This is a genomic window from Thermoleophilum album, from assembly GCF_900108055.1.
Classification (GTDB): domain Bacteria; phylum Actinomycetota; class Thermoleophilia; order Solirubrobacterales; family Thermoleophilaceae; genus Thermoleophilum; species Thermoleophilum album.
Genome location: NZ_FNWJ01000002.1, coordinates 389,445 through 410,182, shown reverse-complemented (window position 1 = coordinate 410,182; position 20,738 = coordinate 389,445). Strand labels below are relative to the sequence as shown.

Sequence of the window (20,738 nt, the reverse complement as noted above, 5' to 3'; positions counted from 1 at the left end):
TCAGAGACCGTTGCTCGGCGCGCCCGTCGGCGGCGCCGCCGGCGTAGTCGGCGTCGTAGTGGGCGTGACAGGCCGCTGGACGCACGGCCGTTGCCCGGGCTCGAGTGGCCGCACCTGGCCCTTTTCGATGTCGTAGCCCACTGGGTTGGGCCCGGGCGGGATGTCGACCGTGCGCCCGTCGACAAGCAAGCGGACACTGGTCTTTCCGAGGTTCAGGCGCAGCCGCGGCCCGGAGGCGCGCAGGGGCCGTTGCAGGATGCCCTCGAAGGCGACCGGCGTACCGGGGCCGCGATCCATGCATACGTAGGTAGGTACGGTCGGCTCGACGACCACGGTGCTGGCTGCGGCCTGCGCTCGGCGCTTGCGCTCCACTTGGGCGCGCTGACCGGGGACCGCGCGGGTATCGGCGCGTACAGCACCCGTCGGCCGCTTCGCTGGCTTCTCGTTGCCACCGCTGGTCAGCCCCAGCACGAACAGCACGAGCAGCAAAAAGCCCGCTACTAACCCAGCTATCGCCAACGGTCGCGGACCACCCGCCGGTCGCGGCAGCCGTCGCGTGCGCTCCGACGGTGGCGCGATCGCGACCAGCGGCTCCGCCTCCGTCGACTCCCGCTCGTACTCCGCCCGGTACTGCTCGACCAGGCGCTTGGCATCTAAGCCGAGGAACTCGGCGTAGGTGCGCAGGAAGGTACGCGCGTAGGTCGCTCCGGGCAGCAGCGAGAACTCCTCGTTTTCGAGCGCACGGAGATATTTGGCACGTATCTTCGTGCGCTCCTCGACGTCCGCGATGTCGAGCCGGCGCCGCATGCGCGCCTGCCGGAGGGTCTCTCCGATGCCGGGCACCGCGGCTATTCTGCCGCACGCTCCTCAGCTAACCGCGTCGGGCGCCAAATCACCGGCCGCGCGCTCGCCGGTGTCGTCTAGCGCGCTGCCGCCGCTTTCGACGATCTCGAGAATCCGCGGCAGGTCGGCTTCCCCGATCAGCACCTGCCGGGCCTTCGATCCCTCGTAGCCGGAGACCACACCAAGCCGCTCCATCATGTCGATCAAGCGCCCGGCGCGCGTGTAGCCGACACGCAGCCGTCGCTGGAGCATCGACGTCGAGGCGGTCCCCAATGCGACTACCGTGCGGATCGCCTCCGCCAGCAGCGGGTCATGATCGGCATCGGCGCCCGCACCCTGTTCCTCGTCGCTCTCCTCGGGCGGGGATCCCAACAACTCCTCGCGCAGCTCTGGCTCCCCCTGGGCGTGCCAGTGCGCGGTCAGGCGCGCGATCTCCTCCTCCGAAATGAAGGCGCCCTGGATGCGCGCGAGTCGGGAAGCTCCGGCCGGGCGGAAGAGCATGTCGCCCTGGCCGAGCAGCGACTCGGCACCGTTCTGATCGAGAATCACCCGCGAGTCCGTTTGCGACGACACGGCGAAGGCGATGCGCGCCGGGATGTTCGCCTTGATCAGGCCGGTGATGACATCGGCGCTGGGGCGCTGGGTGGCTAGCACCAAGTGGATGCCGACCGCTCGCGACTTCTGTGCGAGGCGAATGATCGAGTCCTCGACCTCGGCAGGCGCGATCATCATCAGGTCCGCGAGCTCGTCGATCACGCAGAGGATGTACGGAAGCGTGGGCTCGCCGGCGCGCGCACGCTGGCGGTTCAGCTCCGGCAGCGAACGCGCCTTGACGCGACTCATCAGTCCGTAGCGCTCCTCCATCTCGCGCACCAGGTTCGAGAGCACGTTGGCGGCCGCGCGGGGGCTTGTCACGACCGGCGTAAGTAGGTGCGGGACCTGCTCGTAGTGGTTGAGCTCGACCCGTTTGGGGTCGACCAACACCATCCGCACCTCGTTCGGGCTCGCCCGCATCAGGATCGAGCTGAGCATCGCGTTCACGCAGCCGGACTTACCGGAGCCGGTCGCGCCGGCCACCAGGATGTGCGGCTGCTTGGCGATGTCGGCAGCCACCGCGTTGCCGGCGATGTCCTTACCGAGCCAGACGGTAAGCGGCGACCAACCCCGCGGTGGCTCCTGGAAGACGTCGCCGAGGTGAACCAGGCGCCTGCTGCGGTTCGGCACCTCCACGCCGACCGCCTGCTTGCCAGGGATCGGCGCGAGGATGCGGACGTGCTCGGCCGCCAACGCGTAGGCGAGGTCGTCCTTGAGCTGCGCGATCTTCGCCATCTTCGTGCCGGGTGCGAGACGCAGCTCGAAACGCGTGACGTGGGGACCGACGATCGTCCCGATCACGCGCGCCTCGACGTTGAAGTGACCGAGCGCTTCGACCAGCTGGCGGCCGGTGCGCTCGATCTGGCGGGTGTCGATCTCCTGCGCTGCTTGGCTGCGACGCAAGAGCGTCGGCGCGGGCAGTTCGTAGCGCCCACCTTCGGCGAAGGTCACGCCGCCGCGCAGGGCGCCTTGCGGGGTTCGCGCCGTCGGCCCTGCGGTCGCCGCCGGTGCGCTCGAGACCTCGCTCGGCGTGGGCAACTCGACATCTTCCGGAGGAGCTTCGAAGACGCGCTCGGCGCCTTCGGGAGTGGCTGCAGCTGCGCGCTCGGCCTCCGCCGCGATCTGCTCCTCGCGCTCGGCGTCCGAGCGCCCGATCGCGTCCGCGCTTTCCGGCGCAATCTCCGTGTGCCGCGCAGCGCTTTCCTGTTCGTAGAGGTCGGGAAAGCGATCAGCAGGATCGATGGTGATGGTTGCCGCGGCGGCCGGGTCGGGCACTTCCGCTTCGCCCGAGTCAACGAAGTTAGCCGACCACACCGGATCCGCAGAGCTCTCGCCGGCCGGCGAACGATCAGCGCTGTGCCTGCCTGCTAGCGGCAGCCGCCGGGTGCGTGCGACGGCGGCGAGCTGCCCGCCAACTTCCCGCCGCATCGGAGCGAGGCGCTGCCAAAGCGCGCTCACGAGCTCGGCAAGCGGCCGCCCGGTCGCGAGCAACAGCGCCGCCAAAAGCGTGAAGAGGACCAGTAGGTAGACCCCCGTGCGCTGCACCAGCGCCTCCGCGAGCCCGTAGATCGCGGCGCCGACCGCGCCGCCCCCGGAGCGCAGCCGCTCGGCTGCGAACAGACGCTGCGGATCGCTTCCCGCGGGAGCGCTCGTCACACCGAAGAGACCGCCAGCGGCGACCGTGGCGATCGCAAGCCAGGCCAGCAGCGCGGCGATAAGCAGCCGCCTCGGGGGGCGCACCAGCGGTCGTGCGACGAGCGCCAAGCCGCCTAGCACCAGCGCCGGCGGCACCGCTGCCGCGGTAACCCCGAGCGCCAGCTCGAAGCCGCCGACCAGCGCCCGCCCGAGCGCGCCGCCGGCGCTTCCCAGGTAACCGACCAGTGCACCCCAGATACCGAACGCAGCGAGCAGCAACCCGAGGAGGTCGCGCTCGAGCTGCCCGAGCTTAAGCTCGGGCACTCGCAGGCGACTGCCTCGTGAGGCAGCGACTCTTGCTCGGCGCGCGCGCGGCATACGGTTTGAACCTAGAGACCGCTTCGACAGCCCCCCGTTGGTCCCTGCCCCAGCCGCCAGGAGCGCGATCGGCGATCCCTAGCATTGGCTGCGTGCGATGAACCGTCCAGCGCGGTTGTTGGTGGTCGAAGACGACCTCGAGATCGCGAGCGTGCTGCGCCGTTCGCTGCGTCGCGAGGGCTACGACGTGGAGATTGCCGAGGACGGTCCGAGCGCGCTGCAAAAAGTGGACTTCTACCAACCCGACCTGATCATCCTCGACCTCGGTCTGCCAGGACTCGACGGCATCGACGTTTGCAAGCGGCTGCGCCAGCGCTACCGGACGCCGATCTTGATGCTCACCGCCCGCGACGCGGTCGGCGACCGCGTGCGGGGGCTCGACTCCGGAGCCGACGACTATCTGGTGAAGCCGTTCGACCGCGCCGAGCTATCGGCGCGCGTGCGGGCGCTGTTGCGTCGTCATCCACCACAGGGCAGCGCACCGCTGGTGGTTGGCGATCTGCGCCTCAACCCCGACACCCGCGAGGTCGTTCGCGGCTCGCGGCAAATCGAACTAACCGCCCGCGAGTTCGACCTCCTCGAGTACTTGATGCGCAACGAGCGGCTGGTGATCTCCCGCCAGCGGCTGCTCGACGAGGTTTGGGGCTACGACCCGTTCACCGAGACCAACACCGTCGACGTGTTCATCTCCAACCTGCGCCGCAAGCTGGAGGCCGGCGGCGAGCCCCGCATCCTGCACACCGTGCGGGGCGCTGGCTACGTGCTGCGGGAGGCCTAGCGCAGCGATGGCGAAAGCGCCCGCGCACGCACCTAGCAGCGGCTTGACGCAGGCGGTCGTCAAGTGGTTCGTCCGCGCGCGCTTGCGCGTACCGGTGCGTCTGAAGCTGGCGATCGTCTCCGCCGCTTTGACCTGCCTGATTCTGTGCCTCTTCGCGGTGGTAGTTGGTGCGTTTGCAGGGGGACGCGTGCGTGCTGGGTTCGACGATGAGCTGCGCGCCACCGCCGCCGATCTGCAAGAGCAGCTGCGCGTCGACCGCGCGCTCGACGGTTCGCTACAGGTGCGCGCGCAGGACCTCTCGGTGATTCGCGCGGCTGCGAGCGGTGGCGCGGTTATCCGCATCCTCGACTACCACCAGCGCGTGATCGCGCCGCTCGATGCGCCACATCTCGGGCCCGCCCGCGAGGGCATCGTCGACGTCGGTCCGTACCGAGTGGTGGCGCGCCCCTTGCTCGGGGTGCAGAGCGTGCGCACGAACCCCTTCGACCCCCTATCGACGCCGGTCGCGACCCCCACCGCCTACGTCCAATACGCGCGCCCTCGTGCAGCCGTCGACCGCACGATCGATCGCATCAACGTGTTCCTGGCGCTTGGCGTGCTGGGCGGTACGGGCCTGGCCTTTCTCGGCGGCTTCCTGGTCGCGTCGCGGGCGATGCGGCCGATCGCCCGGCTCACCGCGGCTGCGCGCCACGTCGCCGATACCCGCGATCCCCGCGTCTCGCTACCGAAGCCGGAGGCCCACGACGAAGTTCACGAGCTCGCGACGACGCTCGAGCGGATGCTGCGCGAGCTGGCCGCCGCCCGCAGCGAGGTGGAGGCGGCACTCACCGTGCAACGGCGGTTCTTGGCTGACGCCTCGCATGAGCTGCGCACACCGCTCACCAGCGTGCTTGCGAACCTCGAGCTACTGGAGCCTGACCTGGCCGGCGAACAGCGCGAAATCGCGCGTGCCGCGCTCCGCTCCGCGAACCGCATGCGCCGTCTTGTAGGCGATTTGCTGGCGCTTGCCCGTGCTGACGCCAGGGCCGCAGACGGCCGCGCACCCGAGCGCCGACCGGTCGACTTGGCAAGTGTCGTACGCGAGGCAGTGGCGGAGCTCGCGCCGCTGGCAGAGCGACACGATCTGCACACGGACTTGCCGGACAACGGTCCCGTGGTGTCGGGCGATCGCGACGAGCTGCTGCGGGCCGTACTCAACCTGGTCGAGAACGCGCTTGTGCACACGCCCGCGGGAACGCACGTCGAAGTCGCGCTGCGACTCGAGGACGGGGATGCGATGCTGACCGTCGCCGACGACGGACCGGGCATTCCTCCGGCCGTCGCGGCGAGAGCCTTCGAGCGCTTTGTACGCGGCGGCGCGCGCACACCCGGGAACGGTCTCGGACTGGCGATCGTAAGAGCGGTCGCCGAAGGCCACGGCGGCTCCGTGCGGCTCGAGCCGCTGCGGCCGAGCGGCGTGCGCTTCGAGCTGAGGCTGCCTGCGCAGCTTGCGGCGACCGCCGCCGACGCGCAGGCGCGCGATCTAGCCGCTGCCGGTAGCGCTCAAACCTCGACGACCACTGGCAGCACCAGCGGTCGGCGACGCAGCCGCTCGTAGACGAAGGCCGCCACGTCGTCGTGCAGCTGCTCCTGGAGCAGGTCGATCTCGCGAACCTCGTCGGCCGCCGCCCGCGCCAGTGACCGCTCGACCTCCCGGCGCAGGTCCTCCACGAACCCGTCCTCGCTGGAGGTAAGAAACGGCACGCCACGGAAGAGCACCTCGGGCGGCGCCACCGAGCGACCGTCCTGGCCGGAGATCGTGGCGACGACGATGAAGATGCCGTCCGCCGAGAGCATGCGGCGGTCGCGCAGAGCTACGTCCTCGATGTCGCCGACCTCCATGCCGTCGACGAAGATGACTCCCGCCCCCACCGTCTCGCCGAGGCGCGCTCCCTGTTCGTCGAGCTCGAGCGGACGCCCGTTCTCGGTCACGAAGATGCGCTCCGGCGGAACACCCACCGCCTCGGCGAGGCGCGCATGCAACCGCAGCCGCCGGTAGTCGCCATGGATCGGCATCACGTAGCGCGGGCGGGTGAGGTTGATCATCAGCTTGAGGTCTTCCGCGTAGCCGTGGCCGGAGGCGTGAACGTCGGCGTCACGCGGCGTGATCACGTCGGCTCCGATGCGGTAGATGCGATCGATCGTCTCGTTCACCGCGCGCTCGTTACCTGGTATCGGCGTGGCCGAGAAGACGACCGTGTCGCCCGCGCGCAGGCTTACGTGCGGGTGTTCGCCGTGCGCCATGCGTCGCAGCGCCGAGAGGGGCTCCCCCTGGGAGCCCGTCGAAAGCACGACGAGACGCTCGGGCGGGAAGTCTTCGATCTCGTGGGGCGGCACGAGCGCTCCCTCGGCGGCGTTGAGGTAGCCGAGCGTGCGCGCGATGTTGAAGGCCTTGCGCATCGAGCGCCCGACGATCGAAACCCGACGATCGGTCGCCGCCGCCGCGTCGAGGACCTGCTGAAGCCGGTGGACGTTGGAGGCGAAGGAGGTAACCACCACGCGGCCTTTGCACTGTGCGAACACGCGCTCGAGCTGCGGGCCGACGATCGCCTCGGAGGGCGAGATGCCCGGGCGATCGGCGTTGGTCGAGTCCCCGCACAGCAGCAACAGTCCCTCGCTTCCAAGCTCGGCGAGTCGCCGGACGTCGGGCGGGTGACCGTCGATCGGTGTCTGGTCGAACTTGTAGTCGCCGGTGATCAGCACGCGCCCGAGCGGACATGAGATAAGCACCGCGAAGGAGTCCGGGATCGAGTGCGACATGCGGATCAGCTCGATCTCCATCGGGCCGACCGCGACGCGCTCGCCGGGACGCAGCTCCTGCACGCTCTGGATCGCTCGCTTAAGGCGGTGTTCGTCGAGCCGCGAGCGCACCAACGCGGCTGTCAACCGTCCCGCGTAGACCGGTATCCCGCGCTCGACGCCGAGGTCGCGGAGAACGAAGGGAAGCGCCCCCACGTGGTCTTCGTGCGCGTGGGTCAGCACGAAAGCCTCGATTCGGTCGGCCCGCTCGCGCAGGTAACCGAAGTCCGGCAAGACCAGATCGATCCCCAGCTGGTCGGGCGTGGGGAACATCAGCCCGGCGTCGACCACGAGGATGCGCTCGTCGTACTCGACGACGGTCATGTTCTTGCCGATCTCACCGAGCCCCCCAAGGGGCAGGACGCGCAGCAGGCGCGACACCGTGCTCAGACGGTCGCGAGCAGGCCGTGGCGCTCGAGCGCGGCGCGCACCACGGCCTTCTCCTCTTCGCTCGCTTCGACCAGCGGTAGACGCAGACCTCCGACGTCGTGACCGAGCATGTTCAAGGCCGCCTTGATCGGGATCGGGCTGGTGGTCACGAACAAGGCTTCGAAAAGGTCGCGCAGCGAGTCGTGGATCTGCTGGCGCTGCTCGGGCTCGTCGATCATGCGCCGCATCTGCGGTCCCACGAGGTGCGAGGCAACCGTGATACCGCCGCTGCCGCCGAGGTCCAGCACGCGCGCCAGCATGTCGTCGTTACCGGCCAGGAGCTCGAGTCCCTCGATCGGTTCGAGATCCTCGTAACGCGCCTGCTTGACGGCGACGATGTTCTCGACCTCCGCGAGCTCCCGCAACAGATCGTTCGGCATGTCGACCGCGCAGCGGGAAGGGATGTTGTAGAGGATGATCGGGAGGTCGGTGGCAGCCGCGACCGCCCGGAAGTGGGCGAGCAAACCGCGCCGATTGGGTTTGTTGTAGTACGGGGCGACCACCAGCGCAGCGTCGACTCCGGCGGCTGCCGCGCGCTCGGTCAACTCGATCGTGTGCCTGGTGTCGTTGCTACCGGTACCGGCGATGATCCGTCCGCGGTCGCCGCACTCCTCGACCCCGAGACGCCAGAGCGCGACCTTCTCGTCGTCGCTGAGCGTTGGCGCCTCCCCGGTGGTGCCGGTCAAGACCAGTCCGTCCGAGCCGTTGTCGAGGAGGTGGTGCATGAGACGCACCGCTTGCTCCTCGGCGAGCGCCCCGTTGCGGTCGAACGGGGTCACCATCGCCGTCAGGATCCCGCCGAACGACGACATGAACCGCGATTATCGCACCCCCAGGGGCGAGCGGCGGGCCCCGGCTTACAGCGCCGAGGCCGCCGCAGCCAATGTCACAATGGGCGCGATGGGCGAGGACGTCAAGGCGGTCGGCGAACTCGCGCGGCGGTTGGGCATCGGCGAAGGCGAACGCGTCGAGGTAGCCGGTGAGATCGGCGCCGATCTACGCCGGGAGCTGCGCGCCGCGATCGGTCGCGGCTTCGTACGGTCGGGCGAGCTCGATGCCGCCGTCGTCGCTGTGGAAACGGCGAAGGACGCCGCCGAGGCACTGGTGCGATACCGCCCGCGGCTGCGCGACACCGGTCGTATCTGGCTGGTCACACCCAAGCGCGGCGGGCGCTGGCAGCTCGAGCAGCTACGGGTCCTGCCGGTCGCCCGCAAGCTGGGGCTGATCGACAACAAGACCTGCTCGCTGGATGCCGAGCGCTCAGCGATTCGCTTCGTGATCCCGCGCGCGCTGCGCGCGCGCGAGGCCGGCGGCGATTAGCCGAACAGCAGCCGCTCGAGCCCCACGACGTACCGCTCCGGGAGCTCACCGACGCGGCGGATCGCCAAAAGGACACCCGGCATGAAGGCTTCGCGCGACGTGGTGTCGTGCCGGATCGAGAGGGTCTGTCCGAGCCCTCCGAAGATCACCTCCTGATGAGCGACCAGGCCGGGAAGACGCACCGAGTGGATCGGTTCGTGAACGTTGCCGCCGGCTGCGCGGACCAATTCGGCGGTGCGCTTGGCGGTCCCGGATGGCGCGTCGAGCTTGGCTTCGTGGTGGAGTTCGACGATCTCGCACTCCCGCATGTGGGGTGCAGCGAGGCGCGCAAACTCCATCATCAGGACCGCACCGATCGCGAAGTTAGGGGCCACAAAGAGGTTCGCTCCCCCGCTGCGGGCGACCGACTCGAAGTCCGCGCCGGTCGTTCCCATCACCACGTGCACGCCGCGCTCCAGCGCCGTTCGCGCGTTGTCCGCGGCGACCGCGGGGGTCGTGAAGTCGACCATCACGTCGGCGTTGGCGATCGCCTCCTCGACGCTCGTGCCGAGGCGCGGGTCGGCCCTCCCTACGAGCTCCATGTCCTCCGCCGCGTCGACCGCGCGGCAGACGGTCTCTCCCATCCGCCCCGCGGCACCGCTGACGGCGACGCGTATCAAGCGGCCGCCTCCGCCGCCTCGGCGGCGGCCGCGAGCGACGGTGCGACCGCCCCCAGACCGCGCCGCCAAGTCTCCTCGTCGCGGCCGATCGCCGCTGCGCAGAGCCGCTCGGGGCGCCAAAGCTCGCGCGCGAGGGTCACGACTTCGTCGGCGCTTACGGCGTCGTAACGCTCGAGCACTTCGTCGAGCGAGAGCAGCGGCACATCCGTCAGCAACGAGCTGCCGAGCCGGTTCATGCGCGCGAGCGTCGATTCCATTGCGAGCACCGTGCGCCCCTTGGCGTTTTCGCGCGCCCGCTCGAGCTCTTCAGCGGTCACTCCCTCTTCGATCAACCGCCGAAGCTCGCTGCCGATCACCTCCAGCGACTCGTTGACGCGATCGGGCCGCGTGCCCACGTAGATCGCGACCTGGCCGGAATCGACGAACTGCGAGGCGTACGAGTACACGGAGTAGGCGAGTCCGCGCTTCTCGCGAACCTCCTGGAAGAGCCGCGAAGACGAGCTGCCGCCGAGGATCGTGTCGAGGATGCGCAGCGCGAAACGGCGCTCGTCGGCTCGCGCCAAGCCGGGCGCCCCGATGCAAACGTGGAACTGCTCGGTGTCCTTGCGTTGGAACCGGACCCGCGAGGCCCCGTCGCTGGGCGCGTCCGCCGGCAGGTCGGTGGGACCGTTGTCGGGCTCGAGGTCCGAGAACGCCTGTTCGCAAAGGGCGACGAGCCGCTCGTGATCGACGGAGCCAGCCGCCGCGACGACGATGTTGCGCGGCCGGTACGTCTCATCGTGGTAGCGCGCGACCCGCTCGACCGGCACGTTCGCGATCACTTCTGCACGACCGAGGATCGGGCGTCCCAGCGGATGATCGGCGAACAAAGCACGCGCCAGCAGGTCGTGGACCCGGTCCTGCGGCTCGTCCTCGTACATCGCGATCTCCTCGAGGATCACTTGGCGCTCCGAGTCCACCTCGGCGTAGACGGGCCGCAGCACCATGTCCTGGATGACGTCGAAGGCCCGCTCGAGGTGACGGTCGAGGAGGCGGGCGTAGACGGAGGTCGTCTCCTTACCGGTGCCGGCGTTCGCCTCGGCGCCGAGCGCATCAAAGATCTCGTCGATCTCGCGCGAGGAGTAACGCGCCGAGCCCTTGAACAACAGATGCTCGAGGAAGTGCGAGACCCCTGCGAGATCCTCAGGCTCGTCGCGCGACCCGCAGCGGATCCAGAAGCCGACAGCTACCGACCGCACGCCCTCGATGCGCTCGCTGGCGACGCGCGCGCCGCTCGCGAGCCGCGTAATCAAGGGCCCGTCGCTATTTGCGCCGACGGCGGCGGGCACCGCGCTCAGCCGCGGCCGCCGCCGCGCCGACGACCGTTGCCTCCCCGCGCCGGATGGTCCGGGCCACGCGGCGATCGCTCCTTTTCACCGCGCTCGCGCGGCGCGCGGTCGCCGGTGCCGATCTGAGCGAGCTCCTCCGGGCTCTTGCCCTGAATCTCCGGATCGTCGGCGAGACGCAAGCCGATTCGACCACGCTCGCGGTCGACCTCGACGACCTTCACGCGCAACTCGTCACCGCGCTTGAGGACCTCCTCCACGGTCTTCGGCCGCCGGCCCGGCGCGATGTTCGAGATGTGCAACAAACCGTCGGTGCCCTTCGAAAGCTCGACGAAGGCCCCGAAGGTGGTCGTCTTGACGACCTTGCCGACGTACTCGTCGCCGACCTCGACCTCCTTGGTGAGCATGCGGATCCGCTGCACGAGCTGCTCTCCGAGCTCGCCGTCGCGCGCGTAGATCCGCACCGTGCCGTCTTCGTCGACGTCGATGTCCGCGTCGTACTCCTCCTGGAGCGCGCGGATCGTCTCGCCGCCCTTACCGATCAAGGCACCGATCTTCTCGGGATCGATCTTCACCTGAGTGATACGTGGCGCATGCGGCGAGAGCTGTGGCCGCGGCTCCGGCAACACCGCGCGCATCCGCTCGAGGATCTCGAGCCGTGCACGACGCGCCTGCGCGAGCGCGTCGCGCAGGATGTCGAAGGTGACGCCGGAGATCTTGATGTCCATCTGCAGCGCGGTTACGCCGCGCTCGGTGCCGGCGACCTTGAAGTCCATGTCGCCGAGGTGATCCTCGACGCCGGCGATGTCGGTCAGCACGATGTAGTCGTCACCCTCCTTGATGAGACCCATCGCGATCCCTGCGACCGGACGCTTGATCTTCACGCCGGCGTCCATCAGCGCGAGCATCGAACCGCACACCGAGGCCATCGAAGAGGAGCCGTTCGACTCGAGGATGTCGGAGACCACCCGAATCGTGTACGGGAACTCCTCCTCGGACGGGATCACCGGCACTAGCGCCCGCTCGGCGAGCGCGCCGTGACCGATGTCGCGCCGCTTGGGCCCCCGCATGGGACCGGTCTCCCCTACACAGAAGGGCGGGAAGTTGTAGTGGTGGAGGTAGCGCTTGTACTCGATCAACCCAAGGTCGTCGAGCTTCTTTTCGTCGCGCGTCGTGCCGAGCGTCGCGACCGAGAACGCCTGCGTCTGGCCGCGCGTGAAGATCGCGGAGCCGTGCGTGCGCGGCGCGACGCCGACCTCGATCGAGATCGGCCTGATCTCGTCGGCCGCGCGCCCGTCGGGCCGCTTCTTTTCGACCGCGATCCGCCGGCGAATGATGTCTTTCTCGAGCTGATCGAAGGCCAGCTGCACGGCCTTCCGCCGCTCGAGCGCCGCCGCCGGATCGAGCCCCGCGAGCGCTTCCTCGCCGGCCAACGCCTGGAGCACGCGCTCCTCGACCGCCTTCGTCGCCTCCTGGCGAGCGAGCTTCTCCTCGACCTGGGTGGCAGCGTCGAGCTCGGCGCCGAAGCGCGCACGGATCTCCTCGTAGATCGCTGGGTCGACCTTGGGCTCCTCGACCGCGATCTTCTCCTTGCCGACCCGCTCCCGTAGCTCCCACTGGGCCTTGCAGATCCGCTTGATCTCGGCGTGGGCGATGTCGAGCGCGTCGAGGATCACCGCTTCGGGAACCTCGTTGGCGCCAGCCTCGACCATCAAGATCGCCTCTTCGGTTCCCGCTACGACCAGATCCAACGGGCTCTGAAGGAGCCAGTCCTCGTCCGGGTTGACGAGGAAGTTGCCCTCGGCGTCAAGGCCCACGCGCACCGCGCCGACCGGCTGCGGGAAGGGGATGTCGGAGACCATCAGCGCGGCGCTCGCGCCGTTCATCGCGAGCACGTCGTAGGGGTTTTTGTGGTCCACCGACATCGGGATCGCGATCAACTGCGTTTCGCGCGTCCAGCCCTTCGGGAAGAGCGGCCGCAGCGGACGGTCGATCATGCGCGCGACAAGGATCGCCTTCTCGCCGGCGCGCCCCTCGCGACGGAAGAAGCTGCCCGGGATCTTGCCGGCCGCGTACATCCGCTCCTCGACGTCGACGGTCAGCGGCAGGAAGTCGACGTCGCGATCGGCACCTGCAGTCGCGGTGCAGAGCACCATCGTCTCACCGGCGGTGACCAGCACGGCACCGTTCGCCTGCCGCGCGAGACGGCCGGTCTCGAAAGTGATCTGCTTACGCTCGATCTCGATCGAGACCCGCGTTGCCTCTAAAGCCATTTCCATCCTTTCACTGCCGCCTCCGGTCGGCGGCCACACTCGCTTCGATCCTCACTAGAGCGCGCCCGATGCTAGCAGTGACTTCGCCTCCCGCTAGGCGCCGGCAAGCGCCAGTTAGTGCTGCCCGAGCAGGCGCAAGACCGGTTCCGGCCAGGGCCGGGTGTAGCGCTGGCCGTCAAGGAAGAGCGTCGGTGTGCCGGCGACGCCGGCGCGCAGGCCACCGGTCAGGTCGGCTTCGACGCGCTCGCGCACCGCGGCGCTGCGCCGGTCGCGCTCGAAGCGGTCGAGGTCGAGTCCCAAGCGCTCTACTCGGGCCCACAGGTGAGGCGGGTCGAGCCGCCCCTGATCGCCGAAAAGCGAGTCCGCGAACGCCCAGAAGGCCCCCTGCAGACCGGCCGCCTCGGCGGCGCAGGCGAGCTGGAAGGCTCGTGGGTGCCTGGCGCGCACGGGGAAGTGCCGAAGCACGACGCGCAGGTCAGGCACCTGCGCCAGCGCGAAGTGCAGTGACGCGCAGTGTGGGCATTCGAAGTCGGCATAGAAGATCGCCAGCCGCTGACCTTCGCCACGCACGTGATCGTGCGCGGAGAGGTCGGGCAGCCCGGCGCTGGTCAGCTCACGCGACAGCTTGCTCGAGCGCGTCGAAGACGAGGTTGATGCCGGGGATCTCAAGCGGCGTCGGCGAGCGGTAGCTCCACCGGACGATCCCATCGGGATCGATCAGCACCAACGCACGCTCCCCGTGACCGCGCTCACCGATGTAGAAGCCGTAGCGCTCGGTCACAGCTCCCTTGGGGTGGAAGTCGGAGAGCAGCGTCGTCGAGATGCCGAGCTGCTCCCGGAAGGCGCGATGGCAAAACGGCGAGTCAACGGAGATCCCCAACACCTCGACCCCCCGTTCCCGCAGCTCGGGCAGGGCCTCTTCGTAAACGCTGAGCTGGTCGGTGCAGACGGGACTGAAATCGAGCGGGTAGAAGACCAGCAGCACCCACCGTCCGCGCAGGTCGGAAAGCGAAACTTCCCGACCCTCGTGGTCCGGGAGCGTGAACTCGGGAGCGGGCTGGCCCGCGGCGACCGCCATCGTCAGCGTCGGAGGCCGAGCTCCTTGATGATCGCTCGGTAGCGCTCGACGTCGCGATCCTCGAGGTAGCGGAGCAGGCGCCGTCGCTTCCCGACCAGCATCAGCAGACCGCGACGGGAGTGATGGTCCTTGCGGTGGACCCGCAGGTGGTCGGTGAGATGGTTGATGCGCTCGGTGAGCAGCGCGATCTGCACCTCGGGCGAGCCGGTGTCGTCGGGCCCTCGCCCGAAACGTTCGATGATCTCCCGCTTGCGCTCGGCGGTCAGCGTCATAGCCGCGGGAAAGCTAGCACGGGCCCTTGCGTACCGAGCCCGACGGCCGCGATCAGCCAGCGACCAGCAGCGCGCGGTCGAGCGCGGCGAGCCAATCCCCCGCTTGGGCACAGGCCGCTCGTGCCTGCTCGACGTCGATGCGCATCTGGGCGACCAACTCTCCCGGGGAAGCAAAGCGCAGCTCGTCGCGCAGCCGCTCAACGAAGGCGAGGCGCAGCGTGCGACCGTAGAGGTCGCCGGAGAAGTCGATCAAGTAGGCCTCGATCAAGAGGCCTCGGTCGCTCTCGAAGGTCGGTCGCTCGCCGATCGACACGGCCGCTGGTTGGCCGTCCGCGAGCGCCGCGTAGATCCCTGCAGCCGGGATACACAGGCGCCGGTCGGGAACCATGTTCGCGGTCGGAAACCCGAGCTCCCGGCCGCGGCGATCGCCGTGCACTACCTCGCCCTCGAACAGGTAGGGATGTCCGAGCAGCCGCGCCGCCTCCGCCACCTCGCCACGCTCGACCAATCGTCGGATGCGGCTCGAAGAGATCGGTTCACCGCCCTCGCGCGTGATCGGTACGACCCGTGTTTCGAAGCGCTCGTCCTGGGCGAGCAGCGCGGGGGTTCCACAGGCACCACGACCGAAGCGGAAGTTCTCGCCGACCGACACCAGCGCCGCCCCCAGCTTCGCGACCAGCACCTCGTCGACGAACTGTTCGGCCGAGGTCTCTGCAAGCGCGCGGTCGAAGCGCGCTACGACTAGCTCGTCGACGCCGAGCGCCGCGATCAGGTCGCGCTTGACCGAGAGCGGCGTCAAAAGGCGTGGCGCGTCTTCTGGACGCAATACCTCGAGCGGATGCGGCTCGAACGTGAGAACCGTGTCGCAGCCTTCGATGACCCGCTGGTGTCCACGGTGGACGCCGTCGAAAGTGCCGATCGCAACACGCCGCCCCGGGCGCGACTCGACCTCCTGGAGCCAGCGGACCTTCACTGCTCTGTGCTCCGCGCGCTCATCGTTCGCGGGGGAACACTACGGCCGGTCGCAGGGTGGCGTCACGTGGCTCGCCGATCGCGACGAGGCGGTCCCCTTCGAGCAGGCGCACCGGGCCGCTCGTTCGCTGCTCGCGCTTGACCACGCCGCCATGTTCGACCCGCCGAGCTTCGATCGGCGAAAGCTGGACTGCGGGCAGGAACGAAAGCGCCTCCTCGAGTGGCACTACGCGCCCCGGGTCGGCATCCTCGAGCCGGAAGGGCCCGATCGCCGTGCGCACCAGACGTTCGCAGTACGCATCACCGAGCGAGGCGACCAGCTGGCGAACGTAGGTTCCCGACGAGCAGACGATCTCGAACTCGGCACGCTCGCCGTCGGCGTCGACCAGCTCGGCCCGATAAACCTCCACCGGCCGCGGCTTAAGACGGGGTGTCTCGCCGCGTCGGGCGAGACGATAGGCGCGTTCGCCGCCGACCTTCACCGCCGAGTAGGCCGGCGGCACCTGCATGATCCGGCCGGTCGGGAGCGCCAGTTTCGGCGGCACGCGGCCGGTCCGCTCGAGGCTGCCCTCGGGATCCCCCGTGTCCGAGCGCCAGCCGAGTCGCGCCACGGCGCGGTAGGTCTTGGGAAGTTCCATAAACCAGCGCTGCGCCCGGGTAGCGCGACCAACCAGGATCAGCAAAAGTCCCTCCGCGAAGGGGTCGAGGGTGCCGGCGTGGCCGACCCTGGTTCTCCCCGGCAAGACACGCCGCACAGCCTCGACGACGTCGTGCGAGGTCGGACCGGGCGGCTTCGGGAAGAGCACCACGCCGCCGTTGGCGGGGAGCGGCCCGCGGAGCTCCAAGGGGTGGTCGAAAACGCTCCGCTGCGCGCGCATCTCGCTAGGCAGCGTAAGCCGCTCAGTTCGCTCGCGAGAGCTGCGCGGCGACCGCGCTGCGCACCCGCTCGATCAACTGCTCGTAAGGCAGGTCCGTGGTGAAACCGGCGGCCTGGCGGTGCCCGCCGCCACCGAGCGCACGCGCGATCTCCGAGACGTCGACGTCGCGGGTTGCGGCCCGCAGGCTCACCTTGTACTGGCCCCGGCGACCGTCGGTTAGTTGTTCGCGCACTAACGCGGCCACTGCCGTGCCCTCCACGGCGCGCAGTTTCTCGACGATGCCCTCGGAGTCGGCCTCGCCGGCGCCCGCACGTTCAAAGTCGGCACGAGTCAGTCGCGAGACCGTGAGCAGACCGTCGTCGAAGCGCTCGAGGTTGGCGATCGCCCGCTCCAGTAGCCGCAAGCGCGCCAGCGGTACGTTCTCGTAAACCTTGCGGTAGACCTCGTATGGCTCGACCCCGGCCTCGATCAGGTCCGCCGCGACTCGGTGCGCCGACGGGGTGGCGTTCTCGTACATGAAGCGACCAGTGTCGGTGACGATGCCGGTGTAAAGCGGCTCGGCGATCTCCGCCGTGATCTCCACCCCTAGTGCGCGCGCGAGGCGGTAGACGATCTCGGCGGTCGAGGAAGCCACCGGGTCGACCAGGTTGAAAGCCCCGAAGCGAGTGTTGTCGTGATGGTGGTCGACGTTGACGATGTGCCGACCGCCGTCGCGCAAGAAAGCAACGGGCATGCGGTCGATGTTGCCGCAGTCGAGAAAGACGATCACCCGCTCGTCGACGTCGGCCGGCGGCTCCCCCAGGATGCCGGTGAAATCGAGGTGGCGGTACTCGCTGGGCAGCGGAAACTCCTTCGGCGAGAGGTACATCACAACGTCCTTGCCGAGCGCGCGCAGCACGCGGTGCATACCGAGCAGCGAGCCGAGAGCGTCGCCGTCGGGATTCTCGTGGGTCGTCAGCAGCAGCTTGTCGGCGGAACGAAGCTCCTCCACCACGGCGGCCTCTGCCGCCGCGAGGTCGACCTCGGCGGCCCGAGTCACCGCTCGTCGCCCTCTCTTCCTCGCCGCACACCGCTGATCAGCCCCTGCAAACGCAGGCTGCGGTCGATCGAGGCGTCATAGACGAACTCGAGGGTCGGTGTGCGTTTGAGATGTAGCTCCTCCGCTAACGCCCGCTGCAGTAAGCCGTGCGCCGAGCGCAAGCCGGCAAGCGTCCGCTCGCGTTCCGCCTCATCTCCGAGGACGCTCACGTAGACGCGCGCTCGCCGTAGATCGGGGCTGGTTTCGACGGCGGTCACTGTCACGAATCCTATGCGCGGGTCCTTGAGATCTTCCGTGATCCTCGTTGAGAGGACCTCGCGCACCGCCTCGTTGACGCGGCGCATACGAGGGGTAGTCATCCTAGCCCCCAAGCAAATCGTCTCGCGATGCGATGCCCCGCTCGACGCGCACGGTGCCCGGATAGCGCTCGCAAACGAAGCGCTCAATGCGGTCGGCCGCTGCCAGGACCGGGCCGGGGTCAGGCCCCACAAGCGCTGCGGAAAGCGTCGCCCGTTGCCACAGGTCGTGATGTGCGGTCTCCGCTACGGCCGCCCCGAAGCGGCGCTGGAGCTGCGCCTTGAGGGCCGTGAGCTCCCGTCGCTTGCCCTTGAGGCTGCCGTTGGTCGGCAGGTGTACCTGAATCTCCAGGAAGCAGACGAAGCCCATCGGACCTCCCTCCCGTCGCCCCCTCACGTCCCGGTGCGCGCTCGCGGGGGCCTCGCGAGCTACCGGTCGTCAGGCGAGCTTCTTTTCCACCTCGCGTACCTCGTACGCCTCGATGACGTCCCCCTCCTTGACGTCTTGGAAGTTCTCGAGCGTCAGGCCGCACTCGAGACCTGCTTGCACCTCGCGCACGTCGTCCTTGAAGCGCCGCAGGCTTGCGATGCGTCCGTCGTAGACCACCGTTCCGTCGCGCACCAGGCGGGCGCGGGCGCCGCGGCGGATCGTTCCCTCGCGCACGTAGCAGCCGGCGATGGTGCCGATCCTCGAGGCCCTGAAGATCGCGCGCACCTCGGCGACGCCGAGCACTTCCTCGACCTGCTCGGGTTCCAGCAGGCCCTCCATTGCCGCCTTGAGATCCTCGGCCACCTGGTAGATGACCGAGTAGGTGCGGATCTCGACACCCTCGCGCTGTGCCGCCGCTGCGGCACCACCGACCGGGCGCACGTTGAAACCGATAATCACTGCGTCGGACGCCGCCGCCAGCATCACGTCGGACTCGGTAATGCCGCCGACGCCCTCGCGGATGACGTTTACGGTGACCTCGTCTTGCGGGAGCTTCGCAATCTCGTCGACGATCGCCTCGAGTGAACCCGTCACGTCGGCCTTGACGATCAGGTTGAGCTGGCGCTCACCGCGTTCCGCGCGAGCGAGCACGTCCTCGAGCGACACGCGTCGCCGCATCTGACGGGCCAGTGCTTCCTGCTTGAGGCGCTGTGCGCGCTCCTGCGCAAGTCGCCGCGCCTCCCGTTCGCTTTCGACGACACGGAAGCGGTCACCAGCCTCCGGCACGCCATCGAAGCCGAGGACCTCGACCGGCGTTCCCGGTCCTGCCTCCTTGAGGCGCTCACCGCGATAGTCGGTCATCGCCCGTACGCGCCCGGCCTGCGTGCCCGCGACGATCGGATCACCGAGTCGCAGCGTGCCGCGCTGCACGAGCAGCGTGGCGACCGGGCCGCGACCAGTGTCCAAGCGCGATTCGATGACCGTGCCGGAAGCCGGCGCGTTGGGGTTGGCGCGCAGCTCGCTGAGCTCGGCGAGCGTGACGATCGTCTCGAGTAGCTGGTCGAGGCCTTGCCCGGTCTTGGCGGAGACGTCGACGAACTCGGTGTCGCCCCCCCACTCAACCGGCGTCAGGTTTTTCGCCGCCAGTTCGGCGCGTACGCGCTGCGGGTCGGCGTTCTCGCGATCGATCTTGTTGACCGCCACGATGATCGGCACGCCGGCAGCACGAGCGTGGTCAATCGCCTCCAAGGTCTGCGGCATCACGCCGTCGTCGGCCGCCACCACGATCACCGCTATGTCGGTGACCTGTGCGCCGCGCGCGCGCAGTGCCGTGAAAGCCTCGTGGCCCGGCGTGTCGATGAAGGTGACACGGTGGCCATCGACGGTCACCTGGTACGCACCGATGTGTTGCGTGATGCCGCCGGCTTCACGTGCAGCTACGTCCGTTTTGCGGATCGCGTCGAGCAGCGACGTCTTGCCGTGGTCGACGTGTCCCATCACCGTGACCACGGGCGGGCGCGGCTCGAGCTGCTCGCTGTCGTCCTCAACCTCCGGCTCAGCCGTCTCGTCCTCCGCAGCACCGATCACTTCGACACGCTTGCCGAGGGCGTCGGCGAGTACCTCAATCGCCTCGTCCGACAGCGTCTGCGTGAGCGTCGCCAGCTCGCCGAGCTCCATCAGCTTCTTGATCACTTCCGGCGCGGAGACGCCGAGGGCCTCGGCGACCTCCTTGACGGTCGACCCGGAGCGAACCGGAATGGCCTCCTCGACCTCGGCGGGCGCCTCCTCCACAACAGTCGTGTCGGTTGGTGCCGGCTCTTGCTCGGGGAACGGCTGCGAGCGACGACGGCTACGACGGCGGGGCCGCTGTCCGGGCGGCGCCGCAGGCCCTCCTGGTCGCTCCGGGCGCGACGCTTGCGCATCGATCACCACACGTCTGCGGCGCCCGCCCTCGCCGAGCCGGGCCGGCCGCGGGCTGCGCGGGCGAGCGCTGCGCTCGCTGGGAGCTGCGCGCCGCGATCCGGCACCGACTCGCCCTTGACCGCCCTCGGTCCGCCCGCTCGTGCCCTCGGCACGGCCTCCCGCACCTTGTCGCCTGGTGCGATCCGCAACGCCGTCCGAGGGCTCGCGCGCCGTGCCGTGCGCGCTTGTGCCGTGCGCGCTGCTCGACGCCTGCCCATCGCCTGCGCGAGCAGTTGCGCGCCCGCTGCTTGCGGCGGTGCGCGTTGCACCGGCGGCACGGGTGGCGCTTCGGTTATCTCGCGCGGCGCCCCCTTCTCGCGAGCTCGCGCCATCCTCCCCCGGTGCCGGCGGCGCATCGGGATCCCCGAACGCGCGCGCGACCGCCGCCTCGTCGACGCTGGAGGCGGCAGCCTTCACGTCGAGCCCGGCACGCTGGAGGATCGCGATCACCTCCTTGCTGGGAATGCCGCGCTCTTTCGCTATCTGATGGACGCGCTTCTTTGCCACTCGTTCACGAAGTCTACGGTTTCACCTGGGACCTCAACCGGCGCGCGAAAGGCCCGAGCCAGGCGCCGTTGGTCGCCGAGTCGGCGGCCACACGCTGGATCTGAACAGACGTACGCACCGCGGCCGGGCATCCTGCGAGCGGGGTCGGGAACGACCTGTCCGCTAGCGCTGCGCGCCAGGCGCAAAAGCTCGTCCTGGTAGGCGCGCCGCCCGCAGACGACGCACATCCTGA

At 69.2% G+C, this 20,738-nt stretch carries 20 protein-coding genes; 3 read left to right on the top strand and 17 right to left on the bottom strand.

The genetic code is table 11. The annotated features are described in order from the left end of the window. Both BLW41_RS08030 and BLW41_RS08025 read right to left on the bottom strand, forming a co-directional pair. Positions 1–843 (bottom strand): helix-turn-helix domain-containing protein, encoded by an 843-nt coding sequence (locus BLW41_RS08030; RefSeq protein ID WP_093118001.1) that lies wholly within the window; start codon positions 841–843, stop codon positions 1–3. A gap of 24 nt (positions 844–867) precedes the next feature. Further along, complete coding sequence (locus tag BLW41_RS08025) at positions 868–3,396, bottom strand: DNA translocase FtsK (RefSeq protein WP_143038662.1); 2,529 nt, start codon at positions 3,394–3,396, stop codon at positions 868–870. Positions 3,397–3,547: 151 nt separating this feature from the next. Between BLW41_RS08025 and BLW41_RS08020 the strand changes: the two genes are divergently transcribed. Both BLW41_RS08020 and BLW41_RS08015 read left to right on the top strand, forming a co-directional pair. Continuing rightward, the gene (locus tag BLW41_RS08020) at positions 3,548–4,228 is read left to right on the top strand and encodes a response regulator transcription factor (protein WP_093117997.1); all 681 of its coding nucleotides are present in this window, start codon (positions 3,548–3,550) and stop codon (positions 4,226–4,228) included. Between the two features lie 7 nt (positions 4,229–4,235). Next, positions 4,236–5,825 carry a sensor histidine kinase gene (locus tag BLW41_RS08015; protein ID WP_093117995.1) on the top strand — a complete coding sequence of 530 codons (1,590 nt, stop codon included), beginning with the start codon at positions 4,236–4,238 and terminating at the stop codon, positions 5,823–5,825. Here BLW41_RS08015 and BLW41_RS08010 read toward each other — a convergent pair. Together BLW41_RS08010 and dapA are read right to left on the bottom strand one after the other, a co-directional pair. After that, complete coding sequence (locus BLW41_RS08010; protein ID WP_218138340.1) at positions 5,771–7,447, bottom strand: ribonuclease J; 1,677 nt, start codon at positions 7,445–7,447, stop codon at positions 5,771–5,773. The genes BLW41_RS08015 and BLW41_RS08010 overlap by 55 nt on opposite strands. Positions 7,448–7,452: 5 nt before the next feature. Next, entirely contained in the window at positions 7,453–8,307 is an 855-nt protein-coding gene (dapA, locus tag BLW41_RS08005; RefSeq protein ID WP_093117993.1) for a 4-hydroxy-tetrahydrodipicolinate synthase, read from the bottom strand. Between dapA and BLW41_RS08000 the strand changes: the two genes are divergently transcribed. Then, positions 8,306–8,815, top strand: a complete 510-nt coding sequence (locus BLW41_RS08000) for a DUF3052 family protein (protein WP_177169420.1) — start codon at positions 8,306–8,308, stop codon at positions 8,813–8,815. The two genes, dapA and BLW41_RS08000, sit on opposite strands and share 2 nt — an antisense overlap. Here the strand turns inward: BLW41_RS08000 and dapB are convergent. From dapB to BLW41_RS11465, 13 genes are all read right to left on the bottom strand, one after another. Beyond that, positions 8,812–9,474 (bottom strand): 4-hydroxy-tetrahydrodipicolinate reductase, encoded by a 663-nt coding sequence (gene dapB / locus BLW41_RS07995; RefSeq protein ID WP_093118926.1) that lies wholly within the window; start codon positions 9,472–9,474, stop codon positions 8,812–8,814. The genes BLW41_RS08000 and dapB overlap by 4 nt on opposite strands. Then, a complete protein-coding gene (locus BLW41_RS07990) occupies positions 9,471–10,802 on the bottom strand; it encodes a M16 family metallopeptidase (RefSeq protein ID WP_093117991.1) in 1,332 nt (443 codons plus the stop codon). The genes dapB and BLW41_RS07990 overlap by 4 nt, the downstream gene beginning before the upstream one ends. 5 nt (positions 10,803–10,807) lie before the next feature. Next, positions 10,808–13,072 carry a polyribonucleotide nucleotidyltransferase gene (locus BLW41_RS07985; RefSeq protein WP_093117989.1) on the bottom strand — a complete coding sequence of 755 codons (2,265 nt, stop codon included), beginning with the start codon at positions 13,070–13,072 and terminating at the stop codon, positions 10,808–10,810. A 114-nt stretch (positions 13,073–13,186) separates the two neighbouring features. After that, positions 13,187–13,642: a DsbA family protein gene (locus BLW41_RS07980; protein WP_177169419.1), complete on the bottom strand. Its 456-nt coding sequence runs from the start codon at positions 13,640–13,642 to the stop codon at positions 13,187–13,189. A gap of 43 nt (positions 13,643–13,685) precedes the next feature. Continuing rightward, positions 13,686–14,150 (bottom strand): redoxin domain-containing protein, encoded by a 465-nt coding sequence (locus tag BLW41_RS07975; RefSeq protein WP_093117986.1) that lies wholly within the window; start codon positions 14,148–14,150, stop codon positions 13,686–13,688. 2 nt (positions 14,151–14,152) lie between these two features. Continuing rightward, positions 14,153–14,422: a 30S ribosomal protein S15 gene (gene rpsO, locus BLW41_RS07970; protein WP_093117984.1), complete on the bottom strand. Its 270-nt coding sequence runs from the start codon at positions 14,420–14,422 to the stop codon at positions 14,153–14,155. A gap of 52 nt (positions 14,423–14,474) precedes the next feature. Further along, positions 14,475–15,395: a bifunctional riboflavin kinase/FAD synthetase gene (locus BLW41_RS07965; protein ID WP_093117982.1), complete on the bottom strand. Its 921-nt coding sequence runs from the start codon at positions 15,393–15,395 to the stop codon at positions 14,475–14,477. Between the two features lie 19 nt (positions 15,396–15,414). Beyond that, a complete protein-coding gene (truB, locus tag BLW41_RS07960) occupies positions 15,415–16,272 on the bottom strand; it encodes a tRNA pseudouridine(55) synthase TruB (RefSeq protein WP_093117980.1) in 858 nt (285 codons plus the stop codon). A 22-nt stretch (positions 16,273–16,294) separates the two neighbouring features. Continuing rightward, entirely contained in the window at positions 16,295–17,311 is a 1,017-nt protein-coding gene (locus BLW41_RS07955; RefSeq protein WP_093117978.1) for a DHH family phosphoesterase, read from the bottom strand. After that, the gene (rbfA, locus tag BLW41_RS07950) at positions 17,308–17,655 is read right to left on the bottom strand and encodes a 30S ribosome-binding factor RbfA (RefSeq protein ID WP_093117976.1); all 348 of its coding nucleotides are present in this window, start codon (positions 17,653–17,655) and stop codon (positions 17,308–17,310) included. Before rbfA ends, BLW41_RS07955 begins: the two co-directional genes overlap by 4 nt. Before the next feature lie 16 nt (positions 17,656–17,671). After that, complete coding sequence (locus BLW41_RS07945; protein WP_093117974.1) at positions 17,672–17,977, bottom strand: DUF503 domain-containing protein; 306 nt, start codon at positions 17,975–17,977, stop codon at positions 17,672–17,674. A gap of 69 nt (positions 17,978–18,046) precedes the next feature. Continuing rightward, positions 18,047–20,506, bottom strand: coding sequence for a translation initiation factor IF-2 (gene infB / locus BLW41_RS07940; RefSeq protein ID WP_093117972.1), 2,460 nt, complete (start codon positions 20,504–20,506; stop codon positions 18,047–18,049). After that, entirely contained in the window at positions 20,479–20,733 is a 255-nt protein-coding gene (locus tag BLW41_RS11465) for a DUF448 domain-containing protein (RefSeq protein ID WP_093117970.1), read from the bottom strand. The genes infB and BLW41_RS11465 overlap by 28 nt, the downstream gene beginning before the upstream one ends. Positions 20,734–20,738 lie beyond the last annotated feature (5 nt).

What these genes read in the sequence shown, in the direction of transcription:
- BLW41_RS08020 (WP_093117997.1), top strand. Translation starts at nt 3,548, where the DNA reads ATGAACCGTCCAGCGCGGTTGTTGGTGGTCGAAGACGACCTCGAGATC.
- BLW41_RS08015 (WP_093117995.1), top strand. Translation starts at nt 4,236, where the DNA reads ATGGCGAAAGCGCCCGCGCACGCACCTAGCAGCGGCTTGACGCAGGCG.
- BLW41_RS08000 (WP_177169420.1), top strand. Translation starts at nt 8,306, where the DNA reads ATGAACCGCGATTATCGCACCCCCAGGGGCGAGCGGCGGGCCCCGGCT.
- dapA (WP_093117993.1), bottom strand. Translation starts at nt 8,307, where the DNA reads ATGTCGTCGTTCGGCGGGATCCTGACGGCGATGGTGACCCCGTTCGAC.
- BLW41_RS07985 (WP_093117989.1), bottom strand. Translation starts at nt 13,072, where the DNA reads ATGGCTTTAGAGGCAACGCGGGTCTCGATCGAGATCGAGCGTAAGCAG.
- BLW41_RS07975 (WP_093117986.1), bottom strand. Translation starts at nt 14,150, where the DNA reads ATGGCGGTCGCCGCGGGCCAGCCCGCTCCCGAGTTCACGCTCCCGGAC.
- rpsO (WP_093117984.1), bottom strand. Translation starts at nt 14,422, where the DNA reads ATGACGCTGACCGCCGAGCGCAAGCGGGAGATCATCGAACGTTTCGGG.
- truB (WP_093117980.1), bottom strand. Translation starts at nt 16,272, where the DNA reads ATGCGCGCGCAGCGGAGCGTTTTCGACCACCCCTTGGAGCTCCGCGGG.
- rbfA (WP_093117976.1), bottom strand. Translation starts at nt 17,655, where the DNA reads ATGCGCCGCGTCAACGAGGCGGTGCGCGAGGTCCTCTCAACGAGGATC.
- BLW41_RS07945 (WP_093117974.1), bottom strand. Translation starts at nt 17,977, where the DNA reads ATGGGCTTCGTCTGCTTCCTGGAGATTCAGGTACACCTGCCGACCAAC.
- BLW41_RS11465 (WP_093117970.1), bottom strand. Translation starts at nt 20,733, where the DNA reads ATGTGCGTCGTCTGCGGGCGGCGCGCCTACCAGGACGAGCTTTTGCGC.